The sequence below is a fragment of the Methanomicrobium sp. genome, from assembly GCF_055145805.1.
This window is the reverse complement of the sequence record NZ_JBSREC010000091.1, coordinates 1-16,721: the sequence shown is the minus strand read 5'-3', so window position 1 is coordinate 16,721 and position 16,721 is coordinate 1. Positions and strand designations below refer to the sequence as shown.

The 16,721-nt window shown below is 37.6% G+C and carries 15 protein-coding genes and 3 tRNA genes; 9 read left to right on the top strand and 9 right to left on the bottom strand.

Translation table 11 applies throughout. The features are described from left to right. The coding region (locus ACTB1O_RS08435; RefSeq protein WP_462994695.1) for a hypothetical protein at positions 1 to 865 on the bottom strand (865 nt) is incomplete at its 3' end. Positions 866 to 1,090: 225 nt separating this feature from the next. Between ACTB1O_RS08435 and ACTB1O_RS08430 the strand changes: the two genes are divergently transcribed. Further along, positions 1,091 to 1,162, top strand: a tRNA-Gly gene (locus tag ACTB1O_RS08430). 187 nt (positions 1,163 to 1,349) lie between these two features. Continuing rightward, on the top strand, positions 1,350 to 2,825 hold the full coding sequence (locus tag ACTB1O_RS08425; RefSeq protein WP_462994694.1) for an RNB domain-containing ribonuclease: 1,476 nt from the start codon (positions 1,350 to 1,352) through the stop codon (positions 2,823 to 2,825). A 113-nt stretch (positions 2,826 to 2,938) separates the two neighbouring features. Here the strand turns inward: ACTB1O_RS08425 and ACTB1O_RS08420 are convergent, their stop codons facing one another. From ACTB1O_RS08420 to ACTB1O_RS08385, 8 genes are all read right to left on the bottom strand, one after another. Beyond that, the gene (locus ACTB1O_RS08420) at positions 2,939 to 4,606 is read right to left on the bottom strand and encodes a cache domain-containing protein (protein WP_462994693.1); all 1,668 of its coding nucleotides are present in this window, start codon (positions 4,604 to 4,606) and stop codon (positions 2,939 to 2,941) included. Between the two features lie 1,208 nt (positions 4,607 to 5,814). Next, complete coding sequence (locus tag ACTB1O_RS08415) at positions 5,815 to 6,789, bottom strand: hypothetical protein (protein ID WP_462994692.1); 975 nt, start codon at positions 6,787 to 6,789, stop codon at positions 5,815 to 5,817. Between the two features lie 335 nt (positions 6,790 to 7,124). Continuing rightward, positions 7,125 to 7,304, bottom strand: coding sequence for a CxxC-x17-CxxC domain-containing protein (locus ACTB1O_RS08410; protein WP_462994691.1), 180 nt, complete (start codon positions 7,302 to 7,304; stop codon positions 7,125 to 7,127). Between the two features lie 323 nt (positions 7,305 to 7,627). Further along, positions 7,628 to 7,699, bottom strand: a tRNA-Thr gene (locus ACTB1O_RS08405). A 108-nt stretch (positions 7,700 to 7,807) separates the two neighbouring features. Continuing rightward, the gene (locus tag ACTB1O_RS08400; RefSeq protein ID WP_462994690.1) at positions 7,808 to 8,533 is read right to left on the bottom strand and encodes a sugar phosphate isomerase/epimerase family protein; all 726 of its coding nucleotides are present in this window, start codon (positions 8,531 to 8,533) and stop codon (positions 7,808 to 7,810) included. 89 nt (positions 8,534 to 8,622) lie between these two features. Next, positions 8,623 to 9,495 (bottom strand): ATP-binding protein, encoded by an 873-nt coding sequence (locus ACTB1O_RS08395; RefSeq protein ID WP_462994689.1) that lies wholly within the window; start codon positions 9,493 to 9,495, stop codon positions 8,623 to 8,625. Continuing rightward, positions 9,492 to 10,343, bottom strand: a complete 852-nt coding sequence (locus ACTB1O_RS08390; protein ID WP_462994688.1) for a nucleotide-binding protein — start codon at positions 10,341 to 10,343, stop codon at positions 9,492 to 9,494. Before ACTB1O_RS08390 ends, ACTB1O_RS08395 begins: the two co-directional genes overlap by 4 nt. Before the next feature lie 14 nt (positions 10,344 to 10,357). Further along, positions 10,358 to 10,687 carry a NifB/NifX family molybdenum-iron cluster-binding protein gene (locus ACTB1O_RS08385; protein WP_462994687.1) on the bottom strand — a complete coding sequence of 110 codons (330 nt, stop codon included), beginning with the start codon at positions 10,685 to 10,687 and terminating at the stop codon, positions 10,358 to 10,360. 85 nt (positions 10,688 to 10,772) lie between these two features. Between ACTB1O_RS08385 and ACTB1O_RS08380 the strand changes: the two genes are divergently transcribed. The 7 genes from ACTB1O_RS08380 to ACTB1O_RS08350 form a co-directional block, all read left to right on the top strand. Continuing rightward, entirely contained in the window at positions 10,773 to 11,714 is a 942-nt protein-coding gene (locus ACTB1O_RS08380; RefSeq protein WP_462994686.1) for a radical SAM protein, read from the top strand. A 188-nt stretch (positions 11,715 to 11,902) separates the two neighbouring features. Then, positions 11,903 to 12,883 carry a PAS domain-containing protein gene (locus ACTB1O_RS08375; RefSeq protein ID WP_462994685.1) on the top strand — a complete coding sequence of 327 codons (981 nt, stop codon included), beginning with the start codon at positions 11,903 to 11,905 and terminating at the stop codon, positions 12,881 to 12,883. Positions 12,884 to 12,893: 10 nt separating this feature from the next. Then, the gene (locus tag ACTB1O_RS08370; RefSeq protein WP_462994684.1) at positions 12,894 to 13,445 is read left to right on the top strand and encodes a DUF7504 family protein; all 552 of its coding nucleotides are present in this window, start codon (positions 12,894 to 12,896) and stop codon (positions 13,443 to 13,445) included. A 107-nt stretch (positions 13,446 to 13,552) separates the two neighbouring features. After that, positions 13,553 to 14,584, top strand: a complete 1,032-nt coding sequence (gene hypD, locus ACTB1O_RS08365) for a hydrogenase formation protein HypD (protein WP_462994683.1) — start codon at positions 13,553 to 13,555, stop codon at positions 14,582 to 14,584. 64 nt (positions 14,585 to 14,648) lie between these two features. Further along, positions 14,649 to 14,720 (top strand) — tRNA-Arg (locus ACTB1O_RS08360). Positions 14,721 to 14,837: 117 nt separating this feature from the next. Further along, positions 14,838 to 15,431, top strand: a complete 594-nt coding sequence (locus tag ACTB1O_RS08355) for a PH domain-containing protein (protein ID WP_462994682.1) — start codon at positions 14,838 to 14,840, stop codon at positions 15,429 to 15,431. 577 nt (positions 15,432 to 16,008) lie between these two features. Continuing rightward, the coding region (locus tag ACTB1O_RS08350; protein ID WP_462994681.1) for a hypothetical protein at positions 16,009 to 16,721 on the top strand (713 nt) is incomplete at its 3' end.

The window sequence follows — 16,721 nt, the reverse complement described above, 5'->3', positions numbered from 1 at the left end:
TTACAGACTCCATCGATAGTATAATACTCAGGACGAATGATTCATCAAGGTCGGGAATTTTGGCAGGCGGTAACTCCGGAATTCTGCTTAGCTTTATTTCATTGTCTTTAAGACTACTCTTCCATATTTTTTGCGCCACGTCATATTTGCCGCCGGCAAGTTTTGTAATCTTTAAAAAAACCTCTGTTTGTGTTTCTTCCATGGTTTTTACATGTTTTTCTTTTGTTAATGCCTTTAAGTTAAATTTTAGCAGCCGTATATCTATCTCTCTTTGTGAGAATGGCACATTTATTCTGCATTTTTCAAGTGTACAAAAGTTTTCACTTTCTGAGAGATCCCGATCGTCGATGAATGCTATTTTTTCATCAGTTTTTGACATTATTAGATTCATCATACTTTTGCTGTCTAATTCAGGGACGCGAATTTTTATTGGGAATAAATTGTCAATATCTGATATTTCGTTTAAATAATCCCATGCAAATTTGTTCCAGCCTGTTACAAATAATTTGTCCGTAGAAGATATATTGTTTAAAAAAGCTTCAAATACGTTAAATCCACCTATTTTTTTTGTATATAGAAACTGACAGTTACGTAGAAGAATGACTTCTTTATCTGTATGAAAGTTTGTGAAAAAATTTATATCCGTTATCGGACTGAATAATTTAATATTGTTAATTTTTTGAGAATTATCTCCTGTAATTTTATCCAGAATATAATCCATTCCTGAAAAAGGCTCTGAAATGACTGCTATGTGATTTGGATTTCCTTTTTTAAAATTGTCTATTGCATCCTGAATTGTTTTTATTTCATCTTCAAATATGGATATTATATTGTTGGTTTTTAAATTGGAAGCAACTTTATCCATATGAGTATAGATGTGGCAGGTTGATGATAATTTTTTGGTATGGAAAAAGGCTTTAGGCTTAAAGATTTAATCCCGCAGGAATTCATAACCTGCGGAAAATATATCCCATTATTATTCCCAAAATAAATAAAAAAACAAACAATCTGAACGTATTTCGAAATATTTATAACAATTTGATGCGTATATTGTAGAGCACCACGCGTGAGCAGAAGTGCAAAAAAAGATGCGCCGATAGTGTAGTGGTTATCACTAGGCGTTGCCAACGCCTAAACTCGAGTTCGAGTCTCGGTCGGCGCACTAAAAGATGAAGTGAAAAATTCACTTCCGTTTTTTTGTTTTTTTTATTTCAATAATTTAGAATTTGTTATCTTGAGATTTTTGCCTTAATTTTATTTCATCTGTTTTGAACTTTAATGATTTTTTCAGGATATAATGCCGGATTATTAGGCAATTTATTTCAGCTATTATTATCTATCAGAATATAATGACCAAAAACCGGTATGTTGACCTCAGAAAGATTGCATGGGATGTGATGAGAAGATACGGCTTTGAGCCTGATTTTTCTGAAAAGGTGATGGATGAGGTTAACGGGATAAATCCCGGGAAAATTCATAAAAAGCACAAAAAAATAATGGATTTGCGTTCTCTTCTATGGTCTTCCATTGATAATTATGATTCTATGGACCTTGATCAGATTGAATTCTGCAGAAAAAATTCTGACGGGTCTATAGAAGTTTTTGTCGCAATTGCCGATGTTGATATTTTTGTTCCTGCAAATTCACAGGCCGATAAACACGCAGCTCACAACGGAACGTCAGTTTATACCGGAATTGAGACCTTTCCTATGCTTCCTGACAGACTTTCAAAAGGGATGTCATCTCTTCTGCCCGGTCAGGACTGCATGGCGGTTGTTATCGAATACACTGTTATGGCGAATGGGGGTGTTAAGAGGGGGGATGTATTCATGGCACTTGTCTCAAACAAAGCCAAACTTATTTATGAGGAAGTCGGCGACTGGCTCGAAGGTAAGAGTGATATACCCTCTTCTGTTTCACAAAAAAAAGGTGTTCTTGAGCAGATTCTTTTGCAGAACGAAGTGGCACAGCGTCTGAAAAAACACCGTATAAAGAAGGGTGCGCTCGTTTTGGAGACAATTGAGGCTACACCTGTCCATGATGACGGAAAAGTAAAAGATCTTGTAATTCAGGAGCCGAATGCTGCGAGATTTATCATAGAAGAGTTTATGGTAGCCGCTAACGGGACGGTTGTATCATTCCTTGACGATGCAGGAATCTCCATGATACAGAGGGTTGTAAAAACACCCAAAGACTGGGATGGTATTGTAAAGATTGCGGCATTTTTTGGCGAAAAACTGCCACAAAATCCCAGTTCAAAAGCTCTCACAGGATTTTTGATAAAACAGCAGGAAAGAGATCCCGACAGGTTTCCTGATTTATCACTAACAGTTATAAAACTCATTGGCCGTGGGATATATCTGCCTCTAAAAGCCGGTAAAACACCTGTTGGTCACTTTGGTCTTGCAGTTACCGATTACACACATGCAACAGCACCGAACAGAAGATATGTTGATCTTATCAACCAGAGACTTGTGAAATCAGTGCTTTTCAATAAAAGAAGCCCGTACAGTTATGAAGATCTCTCAGATCTTGCCGAATGGTTATCTGACAGGGAGAACAGCTCAAAAAAGGTTGAGAGATTTATGCGAAAGGCTGCAGCGGCAGTGCTGTTGCAGAAAAGAATAGGAGAGGTTTTTGAGGCTTTTGTCACCGGTGCTTCGAATAAAGGTGTTTATGTAAGACTTCTGTCATTTCCCGCCGAAGGGCGTGTGATGAAAGGCGAGTCCGGGCTTTTTGTGGGAGAGAAAGTGAAGGTAAAACTCATTCTGGCAGATCCCTATAAAGGATATATTGATTTTGAATTTGTGGGAAGGGCAGAGTGAGGGATGGCTGAGATGCAGCCATTTCCGGGAGCTAATTTTGTTATATCCTGATAAAATAATTTATATTTTCAATTTATTTGTTAAAAAAAGAAAAAAGTAGTGATCCTTTAAGCTCACAGTTTTTCAGTATAAATTCCCGACCCGACAAACCATTCATCATCCACAGGTGCGACATAGCAGAGTTTAAGTCCGGCATCTTTTGTATCGGGATTAATATATTGAACGTACACAAATCCTCCGCCACGCTTTGCTGTTGATATTTCCCATTTAAGAATTTTAACCCCGTATTCATCGGAGAAATTCATTCTGTTCTGACCAGTCAGTTCCGGCTGATACGGGAGTGCGAGAGTAGTTCCATTGTAGTCGTAGGCAAAGATGTACCTGCTTCCGTCAGCAAATGTGCCCTCCTGATCATTAAAGTCAGAGACAGCCTGTGTTTTGCCGTTATTCTGTGCATAGTCGCGTGCATTCTTCACCCTTTTTACAAGTTCGTCCTTTTCAGTTTCATTGAAACCGGCAGGAAGTTCAGGCAGATAAATTCCAGCTCCCACAAACCATTCGGAATCAACAGGCATCACATATGAGAGTTTGAATTCTTCCTTATAATCATCTTCAGGATTAGGGTAGATGTAATAGAGTGAACCCCCGCCTTCTCCTGCAGCATTTACAAGTCCGTCGATGAATTCGACACCGTTGGAATCGGGAATCCCTGTCCTTATTGTACCTAAAAGTCCCTGTTGGTAGGGCAGGGCAATTACGGTTCCGTTGGTTTCATAGGCAAAAATGTATAGTTCTCCGTCGATGAATTTTCCTTTTGGATCATTGAACTCTTTTAATGCGGCTTCCTTTCCATTTTCTTTTGCATATGTGGCGGCATTCTTAACAAAAGCGGTAAGGTTTGCATAACGTGAATCAGTCGTTTCGGATACTAGTGTGGGTGTCTCCGGTTTTGTCTCTATGTTCTGATCCGAATATGTGACTACAATTCTCCAGTCGGCCCCTTCGAACCTGACACCAGTCCATATTGCTTTTTTGGTTACGTTTTTGTTCCAGTCCTTGTCCCAGAATGTGTATTCTCCTGAACCGGCCGGCTCCTGGACGATTCTTATGAATATTTCCTGCAGGGCAGGGTTTGCGTATGACGGATCGGAAAATAGGTTTTTACCAATCTCTTCTTTTGTTGTGTCGTAGATCACTCTGCCGTTCGTCTGGGTGACCCAGATGTCATAATCTGTTCCTTCGATCAACGGTCGGATCTGCCTGCCGATGAAGGCATCAGGTGTGTATGTGATATCCGTATATCCGAGATAATCTCCTGATGGTGAGAAGACCGGAAAGCTCTGTGAGATTGCATCGAATCCTTCAGCCATTGAGAAAACTTCGCTGACCAGCGGCACCTGTCCGGTGTTGGCTTTCTGAACAATGGATTGTTCGCTGAGGTCGCTTCCTACGATATGGGCATAGTTCTCCGGCACTGCGGTCAGGACGACTCCTTCTTTTGAGATTACAAGCGAGGAAAGTGCCCATGGATAGTTCAGGAGATTTTTGGCCAGAATTCTTTGTGCTTCTTCACTGGCGAGGTCAGTTGTTGAAAGGGTTTTTGCATTATTTTCTATACCTGTTCTAAGGTCTGCGAGGCCGGCGTCTATGGATACGGCGGCCTCTTTAGCTACCTGCTCCATCTCACTGGAATTTGTTTCTTCCTGCTCCCCCGTGCACCCGGACATAAAAACGGATGCCATAATGAGCATTGCAGCCAGAAAAATAAATGATATCTTCATGAAATTCATGTTGTTTGTGTTCTGCTATTATTATTTCTAATGAAGTTTTGCATGAATGCCACAGCATGATAGTATATTATGCCAGAGTGAATTGATATTCGGCGATAATGATTGGGATTCATAGAAAAAGAATCACCGCTTTTGGGAAGCAGCAGAAATTTGTTATATAAAATAAAAGTTCATATGCTTGGTTTTTGGTACTGTTATGTCTATCCGGAAAAAAAAGAATTGAGACCGGTACATTCAGGTATGAAAACTGCGATTTTTCTCAATATTTTGGAGCACAATTTGAAAAATTTATCAGAGATGAAATCGCTCCTCTGGTATTTCCGGAATCGGATACAGTACGCTTGTGGCACAAAGGAGAATAGATAGACCTGATTGGCATAGATAATAAATCAAAGGCAATTGTTTTTGGGGAATGTAAATATGGCACAAAATCGACTCGTGACGCAAAACACATCCTGCAAAAGTTAAAAGCAAAATCAGAATTAATACCTGCGAAGGATGGATGCCAGATAAAATATGCTCTTTTTGCCGGAAAGGTAAGTGATAAAGAGAGTCTTTTAGAAGAGGGGTTTCTCATCTTCGATTTTGAAGATCTTAAAAGAATCATAGGGGATGTGTAAAAAAATATAGGCACTCCTTTAACCTATAGGGAAATAAGCAAAACGGCCGGCCCAGTTCCGCTTATCCTGATACATATGGCACTCTCTAAGGAAATCCATGAAACTGGCGAGGCTGTTTTTGGTATCCAAAAAAAATCAGATCATACATCAAATCTTAAATACTTTCTCAAAATGCCAAAAACTCTCTAAAATCCGATCCTCACAGAAGCCCTGTATTTCCCGATTTTATCGTGATCCAATATAAACATCGTCCAAAAAAAAATATCAATAAAACAGGGAAATATCTTTGCAATTCTGCTATTAATTCCTTTAAATCACTTTATAGTGCCTTATTTTGAACATGATATATAATTTCCTGAAAAAGACCGAAAATAACCCTGAAAGATGGGATTTCAGGCAGTGGTCTTAGAGTTGTATTATATGTATATCCTGACCCGCAGTGGATGATGGGACTTATAGGATTTGTTGCATTCGGGCTGGTTATCTGGTTTTGCAGACCTGATATGCCGTGGGTTATTGAGGCTGAGAAAAGGATGACTGAAGCGGGGAAATCAGTCAGTTAAATCCCGGAGTTCACCTTCAATTTTCTTCCCGTATTTTTAACCAGGGATCTTCATCATATTTTATTTTTAATTCCCGAATGAAGAGCCAGGCAAAGATAATTCCAAAAGCGATGTCAAGGACTCCGAACCAGATTCTGGGGCTGTTCATTGAGTCCAGGGTGAATGCGAGCGGAGTCAGCCCGTAATGGATAAACGTTGTAAACCAGCCAAGGGCAAAAAGACCAAAGAGACCTAAAATGGCGGGCCTGAGGCTGGCGATAAGGGTGGGAAACAGATACACATACACCAGAATGAACCCTATGATAATAAGGATCAAACCTGCTATGGTTGCTATCCATGGATTGAGACCGGAGCCTTCGGTAACCCAGTAAAAATCTCCACTGTCATACCACACAGACCTCTGGGGGATATAGCTCCAGACCTGACTTACATTATGGAGAGCAAACCAGAAGAAAAGGGAAAAGAGGAGGAGCGATTTTCTCACACGCTCTCTTGTGAGGAGGGCCAGGGAGATGACAGCAAGGGCCACGTTCATCATGGGGCCGGCGATGGCAATAAGAGCGACATTCATACCCTGACCCTGTTCTATCGCGGCTGTATAGACTACCTTATCATCAAATTCAGAGAGGCCTGATAAGGTCCAGCCATGTCCGTAATTGATATAAAGTGGATTATAATGGATGACTCTCAGAAGATAAGCGACAGTGGAATGGGAATATTCATGGAAGAAGACGGAAATGTACTGTGCAATAAAATAGAACACTGTCATGAGCAGAGAAAAGTGAAAGGGATTTGTACGCCATGACGGGAGACCGGAAATCCTTATTTTCCTGGTCAGTATGGCACCGGTGACCAATCCTGCAATGCCTGCAATGAGGATTAAGTTCAGCCATAATGATTCCCCAAACGTAATGGATGCAAAATACCCGGCAAAGAGCAGAACTGAAAAAAATCCACATATCTGTGAGTTTCGTTCTGTTAAACAACGCATTAGAGTTCACATCCCTGCTATGCAGAAAAGCGTGTCCGGGTATGGCCCTGATTGCAGTGTATATCCGGCAATACTCCGGGAGAAAGCACAGAGTGTCATGATTATATGCATAATGAATGAGACGTTTTGATTGCATTTATGTTTAATGAGATTAATCGTAATAATCCCTGATTTAAAAATGATTATATCTGTGTGAATTTGATGGAAATGAAAACCCTACTATCCGGATTAAAATTCTTGGAAATCTGGGAACTGTTTCATGAATTTACCTGCCGGTCAGATACTTAATTTAATAATATTAATAAAATAGTCGCTGAAAGCAAAAAGAAAAAAAATTAGAATCTTGGTTTTCTGTACTTTGGTAAGCAGTCCCTGCAATATACAGGTCTTCCCTCTGTTGGTACAAATGGAACTTCACATTCTTTTCCGCAATCTGCGCATATTGTTTTATGCATTTCTCTTGGTTCGCGGGGACCAAAGCTTCTGCCCTGACCACCATAATTTCTATCATTCATTTTTATTATTCCAACAGAAGAATCTGTTATTTAGTAATATGGTTTGTTAGTAGATATAATGGTGCATTGTACAATGTGAAATTATGTCTTTTTTTTCTTTATACTCCACAAATTTCTTTTATTTTTTTGGACACCAATCTGAATTTCAGTTGCAGATTGTATTTAAAACTGAATCTCCCTTTATGATCCTTTAATTATTCAACTAATATTCCTGATAATTTTGTCTCTGCCAAAAAAAGGTCAGAAGTGCAGGATTTTGTGCCTGAACTTTTTAATGAAAAAAAATCTTAAATTTTTTTGGGAATTGAACTTAAAATCAAAAAAGCCTCAGGCGAGAGTTGAACTCGCGACCTCGTCCTTACCAAGGACGCGCTATGCCACTAAGCCACTGAGGCAGATGTAAAATTGCATTATAACGTCGATGTAATACATATAAAATCTTAACTAAATTGTATTTTTAGATGTTTTTATCAGCAGTTTATATCTGCTTAAAAGAATAGATTTCAGAGTTTGATTTTTTGTCTGTTTAAAGCATGTATTGTTCTTATAACTCCATCAAAAGTGCCTACTTCAATTACAGGGCATACCTTACTTTTTGAAATTTTATTGTAGACTGGCGCAAAATCAATATTCCCGTCACCTATTGCAAGATGTGAATCCGAGAGTCCGCAATTGTCATGAATATGGAAATGAGAAACATCAGTCTTTAAGAATTCATCAAGACATCCGTTCATATTGGCATGCCCCACATCGAGCGCAAATGGTATTTCAGCTATAAGAGGAAGATCCTCAGGCGTCTGAAGGAAAAAATAATCCCATTTTGGCATATTTTCAACAAAAAAAGGTGTTGAACAGTCCTCTGATATCTTTTTAAGCTCAATTAGTGATTTCTGAAGCTGAAATATGCCAACATCCCTCTCGGAAATCCATCCAAAATATCCCGGATGAACTACAACTCCTCTGGCATTTACCTCTGATGCAACAGAGATACAGTGGCTTATAACCTCAACACTTGCCTTTCTTATCGGTTCAAGATGTGAGGCAATATTAACACCTCTCGAAGGTGCGTGCATATAATATGTAAAGGAAAAAGATTCAAGAATTTCCGGTGAATCAAGATAATGAAGTCCGTCGTCCATCACCTCAACAGTCGAAGTGATGTCGGCAAGTAGTGTAAGGGCAGTCTCTATGGGTTTTTCTGATAAACAATGCGTGGAAACGCCGAACATTATTTTAACTTATGAGCACCTGTTTAAAAAGATTATCTGAAAAAAATGTTTATTTTTATGAAAATTTCAAATGTAGATTAAAAACCTGTTTAGATCCCTGTCTCATTTGCTAAATATGAATAGCACTCATTTAACGCCTTTGAAGCAGGGCAGTCATACCTGGTCAGAGGCATAAGATTTCTTACCGATTCATAAACCGTTTCATCATAGGGAATTTTGCCTGCAATTGCAATATTGTTATTAGAACAGTAATCTTCGATTTCTTTTGTAATGTTTTCACTTATATCGTAACGATTGATTACAACGAAGATTTTTGCTCCGAAGATATCAATCACCTCTTTTGCACGTTTGAGATCATGCAGGGATGAAAGACCCGGCTCTGCAACAATAACTGCGAAGTCAACACCACTGACGGTTGCAATAAAAGGACATCCTATTCCCGGAGGTCCGTCAATTAAAATAAATTCCGAACCTGAAGATATCAGTTCTGCTTCATTTTTAACCTCTTTTACCAAAAGACCGCTTGCACCACAGCCGGGGAGGAGGTCTGCGTGAACAATTTTAAAGCCTTTAGTATCAGAGATGCGGATATCTCCTGTTTTTATTCTTGAAATAGATGCTGCATCCACCGGGCAGACTATTGTGCATACCCCGCATCCTTCACATGCAATTCTTCTGATTTCGAAATTGCCTGAATCAGGATTAAAATAAATTGCATCAAATTTACAGTTATCTTCGCATGAACCGCACTGAACACAAAGTTCCTGATCAATTGCCGCGATGTCTGATCCAAAAAAGTCTTTTTCTTCCTCAATTCTGGTATCAAACAAAAGACAGAGATTGGCTGCATCAACATCACAGTCAACAAGAGTAAACGGCTTTTTAATAAGAGATGCAAGTCCTGCAGTAAATGTGGTCTTGCCTGTTCCTCCCTTCCCGCTCACAACTGCTATAGTTTTCATATTGACTCTCCTGCTATTGCGGTAATTTTCTCATAAAGATTTCTGAAATTATTTTTCCATTCCGGCATTTTCTCTGAAAAAAGACCCCCCTGATTTTGGATTTTGGCAATATTGATATCATTAGGAATTTTCATAATAATTTCAAGATTATTATCAGAACAAAATGCTTCAATCTCCTCGTCTTTCTCAGTACTTCTGTTTATGACAACTCCCATAGGGATTTCAGCAACCTTTCCTGTCTCATATGCCGCTTTTAAATCGTGTAATCCAAACGGAGTCGGTTCGGTCACCAGAATACAGTAATCACTATCAGAAATTGTTTCAATGAAAGGACATGCAGCGCCTGGTGGTGCATCAAATATAACTGCGTCAAATAAGTCGCAGTCTTTTTTTGAGGCTTTAATTATTCCGTTTCCCTGAGGCTGTCCCGGGTTTAAGCGGCCTTCGATTAAGAGAAGGTTATCTGAGACTCTAATCTCAGTTATTTTCCCTACTGCGAGATCAATTTCTGTAATGGCATCAACAGGACATACTATCCGGCATCCGCCGCAGGAATGGCAAAGATCGTCAGATATCAGAACTTTTTCCTTTATGATAGTGATTGCACCAAATCTGCAGAATTCTGCACATTCCTTACAGAGTGTACAAATATCACTGTCAACACGCGGTTTTTTTAAGAATTCTTCCTTTGATGTAGCCTCACCCTTAAAAAAAATATGAAGGTTTGGTTCTTCAACGTCACAGTCAATTAAGGAGGTATTTATTTTATCTGATAGAGAATATGCCAGATTCGCCGCGACTGTGGTCTTACCTGTTCCCCCTTTGCCGCTTGCAACTGCAATTTTCATTTTTTCTCCGATTATTAGTTAACCGGATTTTCTTTTTCAAAATCAGAAACTGCTTCTTTTACTGTCTTTTCAGTACTGACTGTGACTATGCGGACTCCTGCGGCATCTATTGCATTTTTTGCATTCTCGCCAATCATTCCTGTCAGAAGGACTTCTGCATTATTATTGATAACCATCTGTGCAGTCTTTGGGCCAACTCCTCCTGAAAGATTGCGGTTGGTATTCTCAATAAATGTAAATTCCTTTGATACGGTATCATATACTGCAATATAAGGTGTTCTTCCAAAACTTTTTTCAACATTGCTCTCAGGGCTTGCTTCTTTGGATGTAATACAAATCTTCATTATAATCTCCTAATATGATATTCCATTATTGCTAATACGCACACTACTAAATATTTATTCAATGTAACAATATTAGACGATTTTTATGGAATATAAATACATTTTTGGCCCTGTCCCCTCAAGACGGCTTGGAATATCTCTGGGAGTGGATCTGATCCCTGCCAAAACATGCTCTTATAACTGCATTTATTGTGAATGCGGGAAGACAACTAATCTTACTCTTGAAAGAAAGGAATATGTATCCGTAAAAGATGTAATCTCAGAGCTTTGTGATGTATTAAGTAAACATCCAAAACTGGACTACATAACCTATTCCGGCTCCGGAGAACCTACTCTTCATACAGGAATAAAAGAAATTACTACATATCTCAGAAAAAATTTTCCTGAGTACAAAATTGCACTTTTAACAAACGGCAGTCTTCTCTGGGATAAAAATGTCAGGGATGAATGTATGGGTATTGATGTTGTCATTCCCTCTCTTGACAGTGCATCTGATATCTCCTTTAAAGAGATAGACCGTCCTCACAGTTCTCTGGATGTTAATAAGGTAAATGAAGGAATTGTTGAGTTTAGTAAGGATTTTTCCGGGGAAATCTGGCTTGAAATATTTATTGTGCCGGGAATTAATGATACTGACTCTGAGATTGAAGAGATAAACAGGGTAATTGAAAGAATAAATCCTGATAAGGTTCAGTTAAATACTCTGGACAGGCCCGGAGTTGTTACCTGGATTGAGGCTGCCGATGATGAGAATTTAAAGCGTATATCATCTAAAATAAGGCATGAAAATGTTGAAATAAGCAAAAAACCTGCGGAAAGAATTTCAAATGAAGCATTTTCAGGTGATGTGTCAGACCTGATTTTAAAGACAATTCAGCGCAGACCATGTACTCTGGAGGATATTTCCACAATATCCGGACTTCATATTAATGAAATAAACAAATATCTGGGGATTTTAGTCAAAAAGGATCTGATAACCGAGTCCTGTGGTGAGAGAGGAATATTTTACTCTGTAAAAAAAAGATGAATCTCTGCGTCTTTGGAAAAAAGTTTGTTTTCTATTTTTTGAGAGATTACGATACATTTTATGATTAAATCCTTAAATATATATTAAATATTAAAAAACCAATGTTAATTGGAAATCAGACATTTTAGGGCGGGGTTAAAATGGAAAAAAATTATTCTTCAGTGAATTTTTGCAGTGAATTTATATTGATGATAAATGCAATTCCGGATGCTGTTGTATTAATAGATAAATCTGGTTCTTTAGTTCTCTGGAATAAAGCCGCTGAAACAATTATGGGTTACAATGCAGATGAAGTTCTGGATAAAAATTTTAATGATATGATTAGCAATCTTATCAGAAAAGAAAAAGCTGAAATTGTATGTGGCAGATTTTCTGATTTTTCATCTGAAAAACCTGGTCATGAGAATGTTATCTTTGAAAGAGGAACCATAAAGAGAAAAAATAATACAGAATTTATTGCTGATGTTTCGATATCTTCCGTGGAGATAGATGGTAAATGGTATGCAGTCTGCATAATAAGAGATATCTCTAAACAGGTTGAAGCAGAATTTGAAAACAATTATCTCTCAAATATTGTAAAATCCTCAAATGACGCGATAATCGGCATGGATCTTGAGCAGAGAATTATCAGCTGGAATACCGGTGCTGAAAAAATATACGGCTATAATGCCTCTGAGATTTTAGGAAAAAAAATCTCTATGATAATACCTCCCGTAAGAGAAACAGACGTAATAAATGAAATTAAAAAGATAAAAGCAGGTCATTCCATACCTAGTCTTGAGACTGAAAGACTGACAAAATCAGGGAAGTTAGTTACTGTTTTGCTTACTGTTTCTCCAATAAAAAACAAATTTGATTCGATTGTAGGTGCATCTGAAATAGCTTCTGATATAACCCGCGAAAAAGAGATGTTTGGTACGATGATCCGGTATATTTCTGAAGCTGCAATGAGGCTTAAGACTCCTGCGGAAATGGTCAGGATGAATCTTTCAAATATCATTGAAATGGTAAAATCAGATGAGATGGATAAAGAGAATATTATTTTGAATCTTTCAATACAGATGAAAAATACAGAACAGATTGTTTACAATCTCAGGGAGCTAAATCAGGCAATAATTGGAAGTTATGAAGAACTCTCTGAAGAATATGTCGAATATTTGATGCATTAGGTGGAATTTATTGCCGGATATAAGTGAATCTATTGGCGGGAATGATCTTTTTTTGATCTTTTCTGAAGCAAATAATGTAAAAAAAGAAGACATGGGTTTAGTTTTACAGCTTGCCAAACTAAATTACAGAACAATAGTTGTCACCTCAAATCAGCCATATACAAACCTGATCAAAATTTATGAAGAAAACAATATTGATCTTTCTAATGTGTCTTTTATTGATTTAATTACACATTATGCAATAGGGAAAAAGCCGGAGAATAAAACGCCTGAGAAATGTATATTTATAAGTAATCCTGCAAATCTTACAGATACGGGAATTGCAATCACTGAAATGATCAATAATACTGATTCCAAAAATATTGCTGTTGTCTTTGACTCAATAACAACAATGCTCATATATATGTCTTCTGACAAGCTTTCAAAGTTTATACATTTTCTGACTAATAAATTCCGTATGCTGGAAGTAAAGGCTTTTTTTCTTGTTATTGAGGGAGGTCTGGACCCTGCACTTGAAGTGCAGCTCACTACATTTATGGATATTGTCATTAAAAACAATTGAATAAAAAGGCTATTTTTTATTTTAGGGATGATTTAACTCTAATAATATATGCAGGACATATTGGACATATCTAAATCTTATAAGGCACAAAACAGATATGATTATCAATGGCAGGCGGAAAGGAAATAAAAAAAGCACTCGATGACATTGTAGACAAAGAATATACTTTTATGCATATCTGCGGGACGCATGAGGCTGCAATTGCAAAATCCGGCTTAAGAAGTGTTCTCCCCAAAGGTCTTAAGATTGTTATGGGGCCAGGGTGTCCTGTATGTATTACACCTCAGGGAGAGATTGATGCAGCTCTGGAGCTTGCTGAAAAGGACTGTATAATTGCGACATACGGAGATCTGATGCGTGTTCCCGGAACAAAAGGTTCTCTGGATTCCTGCGGAAAAGATGTAAGGGTTGTTCAGGGTGTTCATAAAGCGGTTGAAATTGCAAAGGAAGAGCCTGACAAAGAGGTCGTTTTTATATCAGTCGGCTTTGAAACAACTGCTCCCACAGTTGCTGCAACCCTTCTTACAAATCCGCCTGAAAACTTCAGTATCCTTTGTTCACACAGGTTTGTGCCTCCTGCAATGAAGTTTTTGCTTGAGCAGGGCGAGGCCCAGCTTGACGGTTTTCTTCTTCCGGGTCATGTGTGTGTTGTTACCGGCTATGATATGTATGAGAAATTTCCCGTTCCACAGGTTGTCGGGGGATTTGAACCCGATGACATTCTCTTAGGACTTTATATGCTTGTAAAGCAGGTTAAGGAAGGAAGGGCAGAGGTAGAAAATGCATATCCGCGTGCTGTTGAAAGAGAAGGCAACAAAAAAGCAATGGAAATGCTCTATCAGGTTTTTGAATCCTGCGATGTTGAATGGAGAGGTTTTCCGGTAATACCTGATTCAGGCTTAAAACTTAAACCCGAATTTGAAAAATATGATGCTTTAAAGAAATTTGACGTGGAGATAAAGCATGTGGAAAAGAATTCGGCATGTATCTGTGACCGGGTATTAAGAGGAGTTGCAGACCCGTCTGACTGTAAACTCTTTGGAAAGGTCTGTACTCCGAGAAATCCTGTCGGGCCATGTATGGTAAGCCATGAAGGAGCCTGCAAAATCTGGGCTCTTTACAATAAAAAGATACAATAATTTTTTTTAAACTTTTAATATTCTATAAATATTTTTAAGTGGCATATTAGTCTGAAGATTAAGTGTCCCGATAGGGTAGTGGATATCCTGAGAGCTTCCGAAGCTTTCGACCCGGGTTCGAGCCCCGGTCGGGGCGTTTTTTTTGTTTTTGTGGGTTTAAAGTGCTAAATTTTTATTTAATAATAATTATTGCTTCAGACATTTTATTTTATAACGACAGAACTAAATGTTAATTTGTCTTATATCAAATTATATGGATGAAGTAAAAGGTATGCACTTAATAGCCAATGAATCAATAATCTGGGCAGGTCATTTAAGCTATAGAGCTTTTTTTGGATGGTTTATCATAGGAATTATTTTGATTCCTTTTATAATTGGTCTTTTAATTTTGCTTTATCCTCTATTGGTATGGTTAACTACTGAGTATTGTATTACAAACAAGCGAATTTACTGTAAATTTGGAATAATATCTAGGTCAACACGAGAGATTGAAATAACAAAAATCTCTGATGTAACTTTAAGACAAGGTATATTTGGAAGGATTTTAAATTATGGGGATCTCTATTTTTCGTCATACGCTATGGATAATGTTAAATTTTTAGCCATTTGCGATCCATTGGAAATTCAAAGAATTGCAAGAAATCAACTATCAGAAGAAAGTGAAAAAGGCTTGAAGCAAGGGGAAAATTTGAATTCTCTTATTACTGAAGAATCAATAAAAGATAATACAGATGATACAAAAAAAATAAGAATCGAGAGAATGGAAGACAAATTTTTTTTGGGCGAAATTTCTCAAGAGCAATTGGAAGATGCAAAAAGGAAAATAGAGATTATGAATGACTTTTAATTCATTTTTATTTTTGAATTCTTCACCATTTTTTCACTCATGACTTTTGATAAATTACGTGAGCATCCGAATAAACGATAATCTTCATGCCATGCAATTGCATTTAAGATTAGTTCTTCCGGTGACCACTCCGTGATTGTCTTGATAAATGTTTTTCCATGTATTTCATGAGATTGTTGTTCTTCAGGTAATTCTTACGCAATCGCTTTGCGATTGCTCTATCGTTAGGGCTTTGCAGAACGACAGCCTCCTTCAAGAATACCTTTCAGGTATTCTCAGGAGGCAGGATAACGACAATTTATAATCTATAATCTATAAATTGGATAGTTTTTGAAAAATGGGATTTGTGGCAATTGTTAAGTTAAAAATAAGAGATTCAGTTTTTTGTTTTCAATTTAATTTTTTTAGTTTTTTTAGTTTTTTTAGTTTTTTAAGTTTTTTTAAGTTTTTTTACTTTACTTTTGTTTAATTTACTTCATTTCAATATATTTTTATCAAACATTTAAAAGAATAATTTAATACTCATATAGATTATATCATAAAAATAGTAAGAAATTAAATTTAGGTGATAATTCAGATGGATATTCAGCCATATATTATGCAGGGAACTGATTTCATGCTGAACTTACCTGCAAAAGTGCAGTCCGGCGATCTTTTTGCCATCATGATTGCCCTGATACTGTTATATTGTGTAATTATAATATTGAAAAAATTTACACGCCTTGTTGCTCATGGGGCTAAAAAGATTTTCATTCTTATAATTATAGTAATCGCATCATACATTTTCTTCCAGGATTTCCTTTTAAGAATTGTAACACAGGGCCTTACGCCGGATAATGTGATATTCGGTTTTGCAGGTCTCCTCTGTGGAATTCTGGCAGTCGGAATAGCATTATACAGTACAGTCAGATCAATAAAAAAGAGTCATGAATTAAAATTAAGGGAACAGGCACAATTACAGGAACAGCTGTTACAGGCAGAACAGGCGGCTCTGGCAGCACAGATATATGCTGCGCAGGGATTAGAACAGGCACCTTTTACTTCTGCAGGAGAATCCGGAGAAAAAACCACTCAGGCTAAGGCTTTTAAAACGCTTCTGAACCGCTTAACCTCAAAAGGATCCCCTGAAAAAACCATTCCTGTCCCTGCTTCAATCCCTGAGGGAGCACAGGAATCGCATATTCCATTCATGAATATTGCCCGGGATAATTCAATTGGCATGGTAATAATCTATCTTATTATCGCAGAATTTGGTATATTTTCATCAAAAACCATCGCTGCATCTTCAGC

Bases quoted from the DNA above. Each gene is read 5' to 3' on its own strand.
- ACTB1O_RS08425 (WP_462994694.1), top strand. From the start codon at position 1,350: ATGACCAAAAACCGGTATGTTGACCTCAGAAAGATTGCATGGGATGTG.
- ACTB1O_RS08420 (WP_462994693.1), bottom strand. From the start codon at position 4,606: ATGAAGATATCATTTATTTTTCTGGCTGCAATGCTCATTATGGCATCC.
- ACTB1O_RS08415 (WP_462994692.1), bottom strand. From the start codon at position 6,789: ATGCGTTGTTTAACAGAACGAAACTCACAGATATGTGGATTTTTTTCA.
- ACTB1O_RS08410 (WP_462994691.1), bottom strand. From the start codon at position 7,304: ATGAATGATAGAAATTATGGTGGTCAGGGCAGAAGCTTTGGTCCCCGC.
- ACTB1O_RS08400 (WP_462994690.1), bottom strand. From the start codon at position 8,533: ATGTTCGGCGTTTCCACGCATTGTTTATCAGAAAAACCCATAGAGACT.
- ACTB1O_RS08395 (WP_462994689.1), bottom strand. From the start codon at position 9,495: ATGAAAACTATAGCAGTTGTGAGCGGGAAGGGAGGAACAGGCAAGACC.
- ACTB1O_RS08390 (WP_462994688.1), bottom strand. From the start codon at position 10,343: ATGAAAATTGCAGTTGCAAGCGGCAAAGGGGGAACAGGTAAGACCACA.
- ACTB1O_RS08385 (WP_462994687.1), bottom strand. From the start codon at position 10,687: ATGAAGATTTGTATTACATCCAAAGAAGCAAGCCCTGAGAGCAATGTT.
- ACTB1O_RS08380 (WP_462994686.1), top strand. From the start codon at position 10,773: ATGGAATATAAATACATTTTTGGCCCTGTCCCCTCAAGACGGCTTGGA.
- ACTB1O_RS08375 (WP_462994685.1), top strand. From the start codon at position 11,903: ATGATAAATGCAATTCCGGATGCTGTTGTATTAATAGATAAATCTGGT.
- hypD (WP_462994683.1), top strand. From the start codon at position 13,553: ATGGCAGGCGGAAAGGAAATAAAAAAAGCACTCGATGACATTGTAGAC.
- ACTB1O_RS08355 (WP_462994682.1), top strand. From the start codon at position 14,838: ATGGATGAAGTAAAAGGTATGCACTTAATAGCCAATGAATCAATAATC.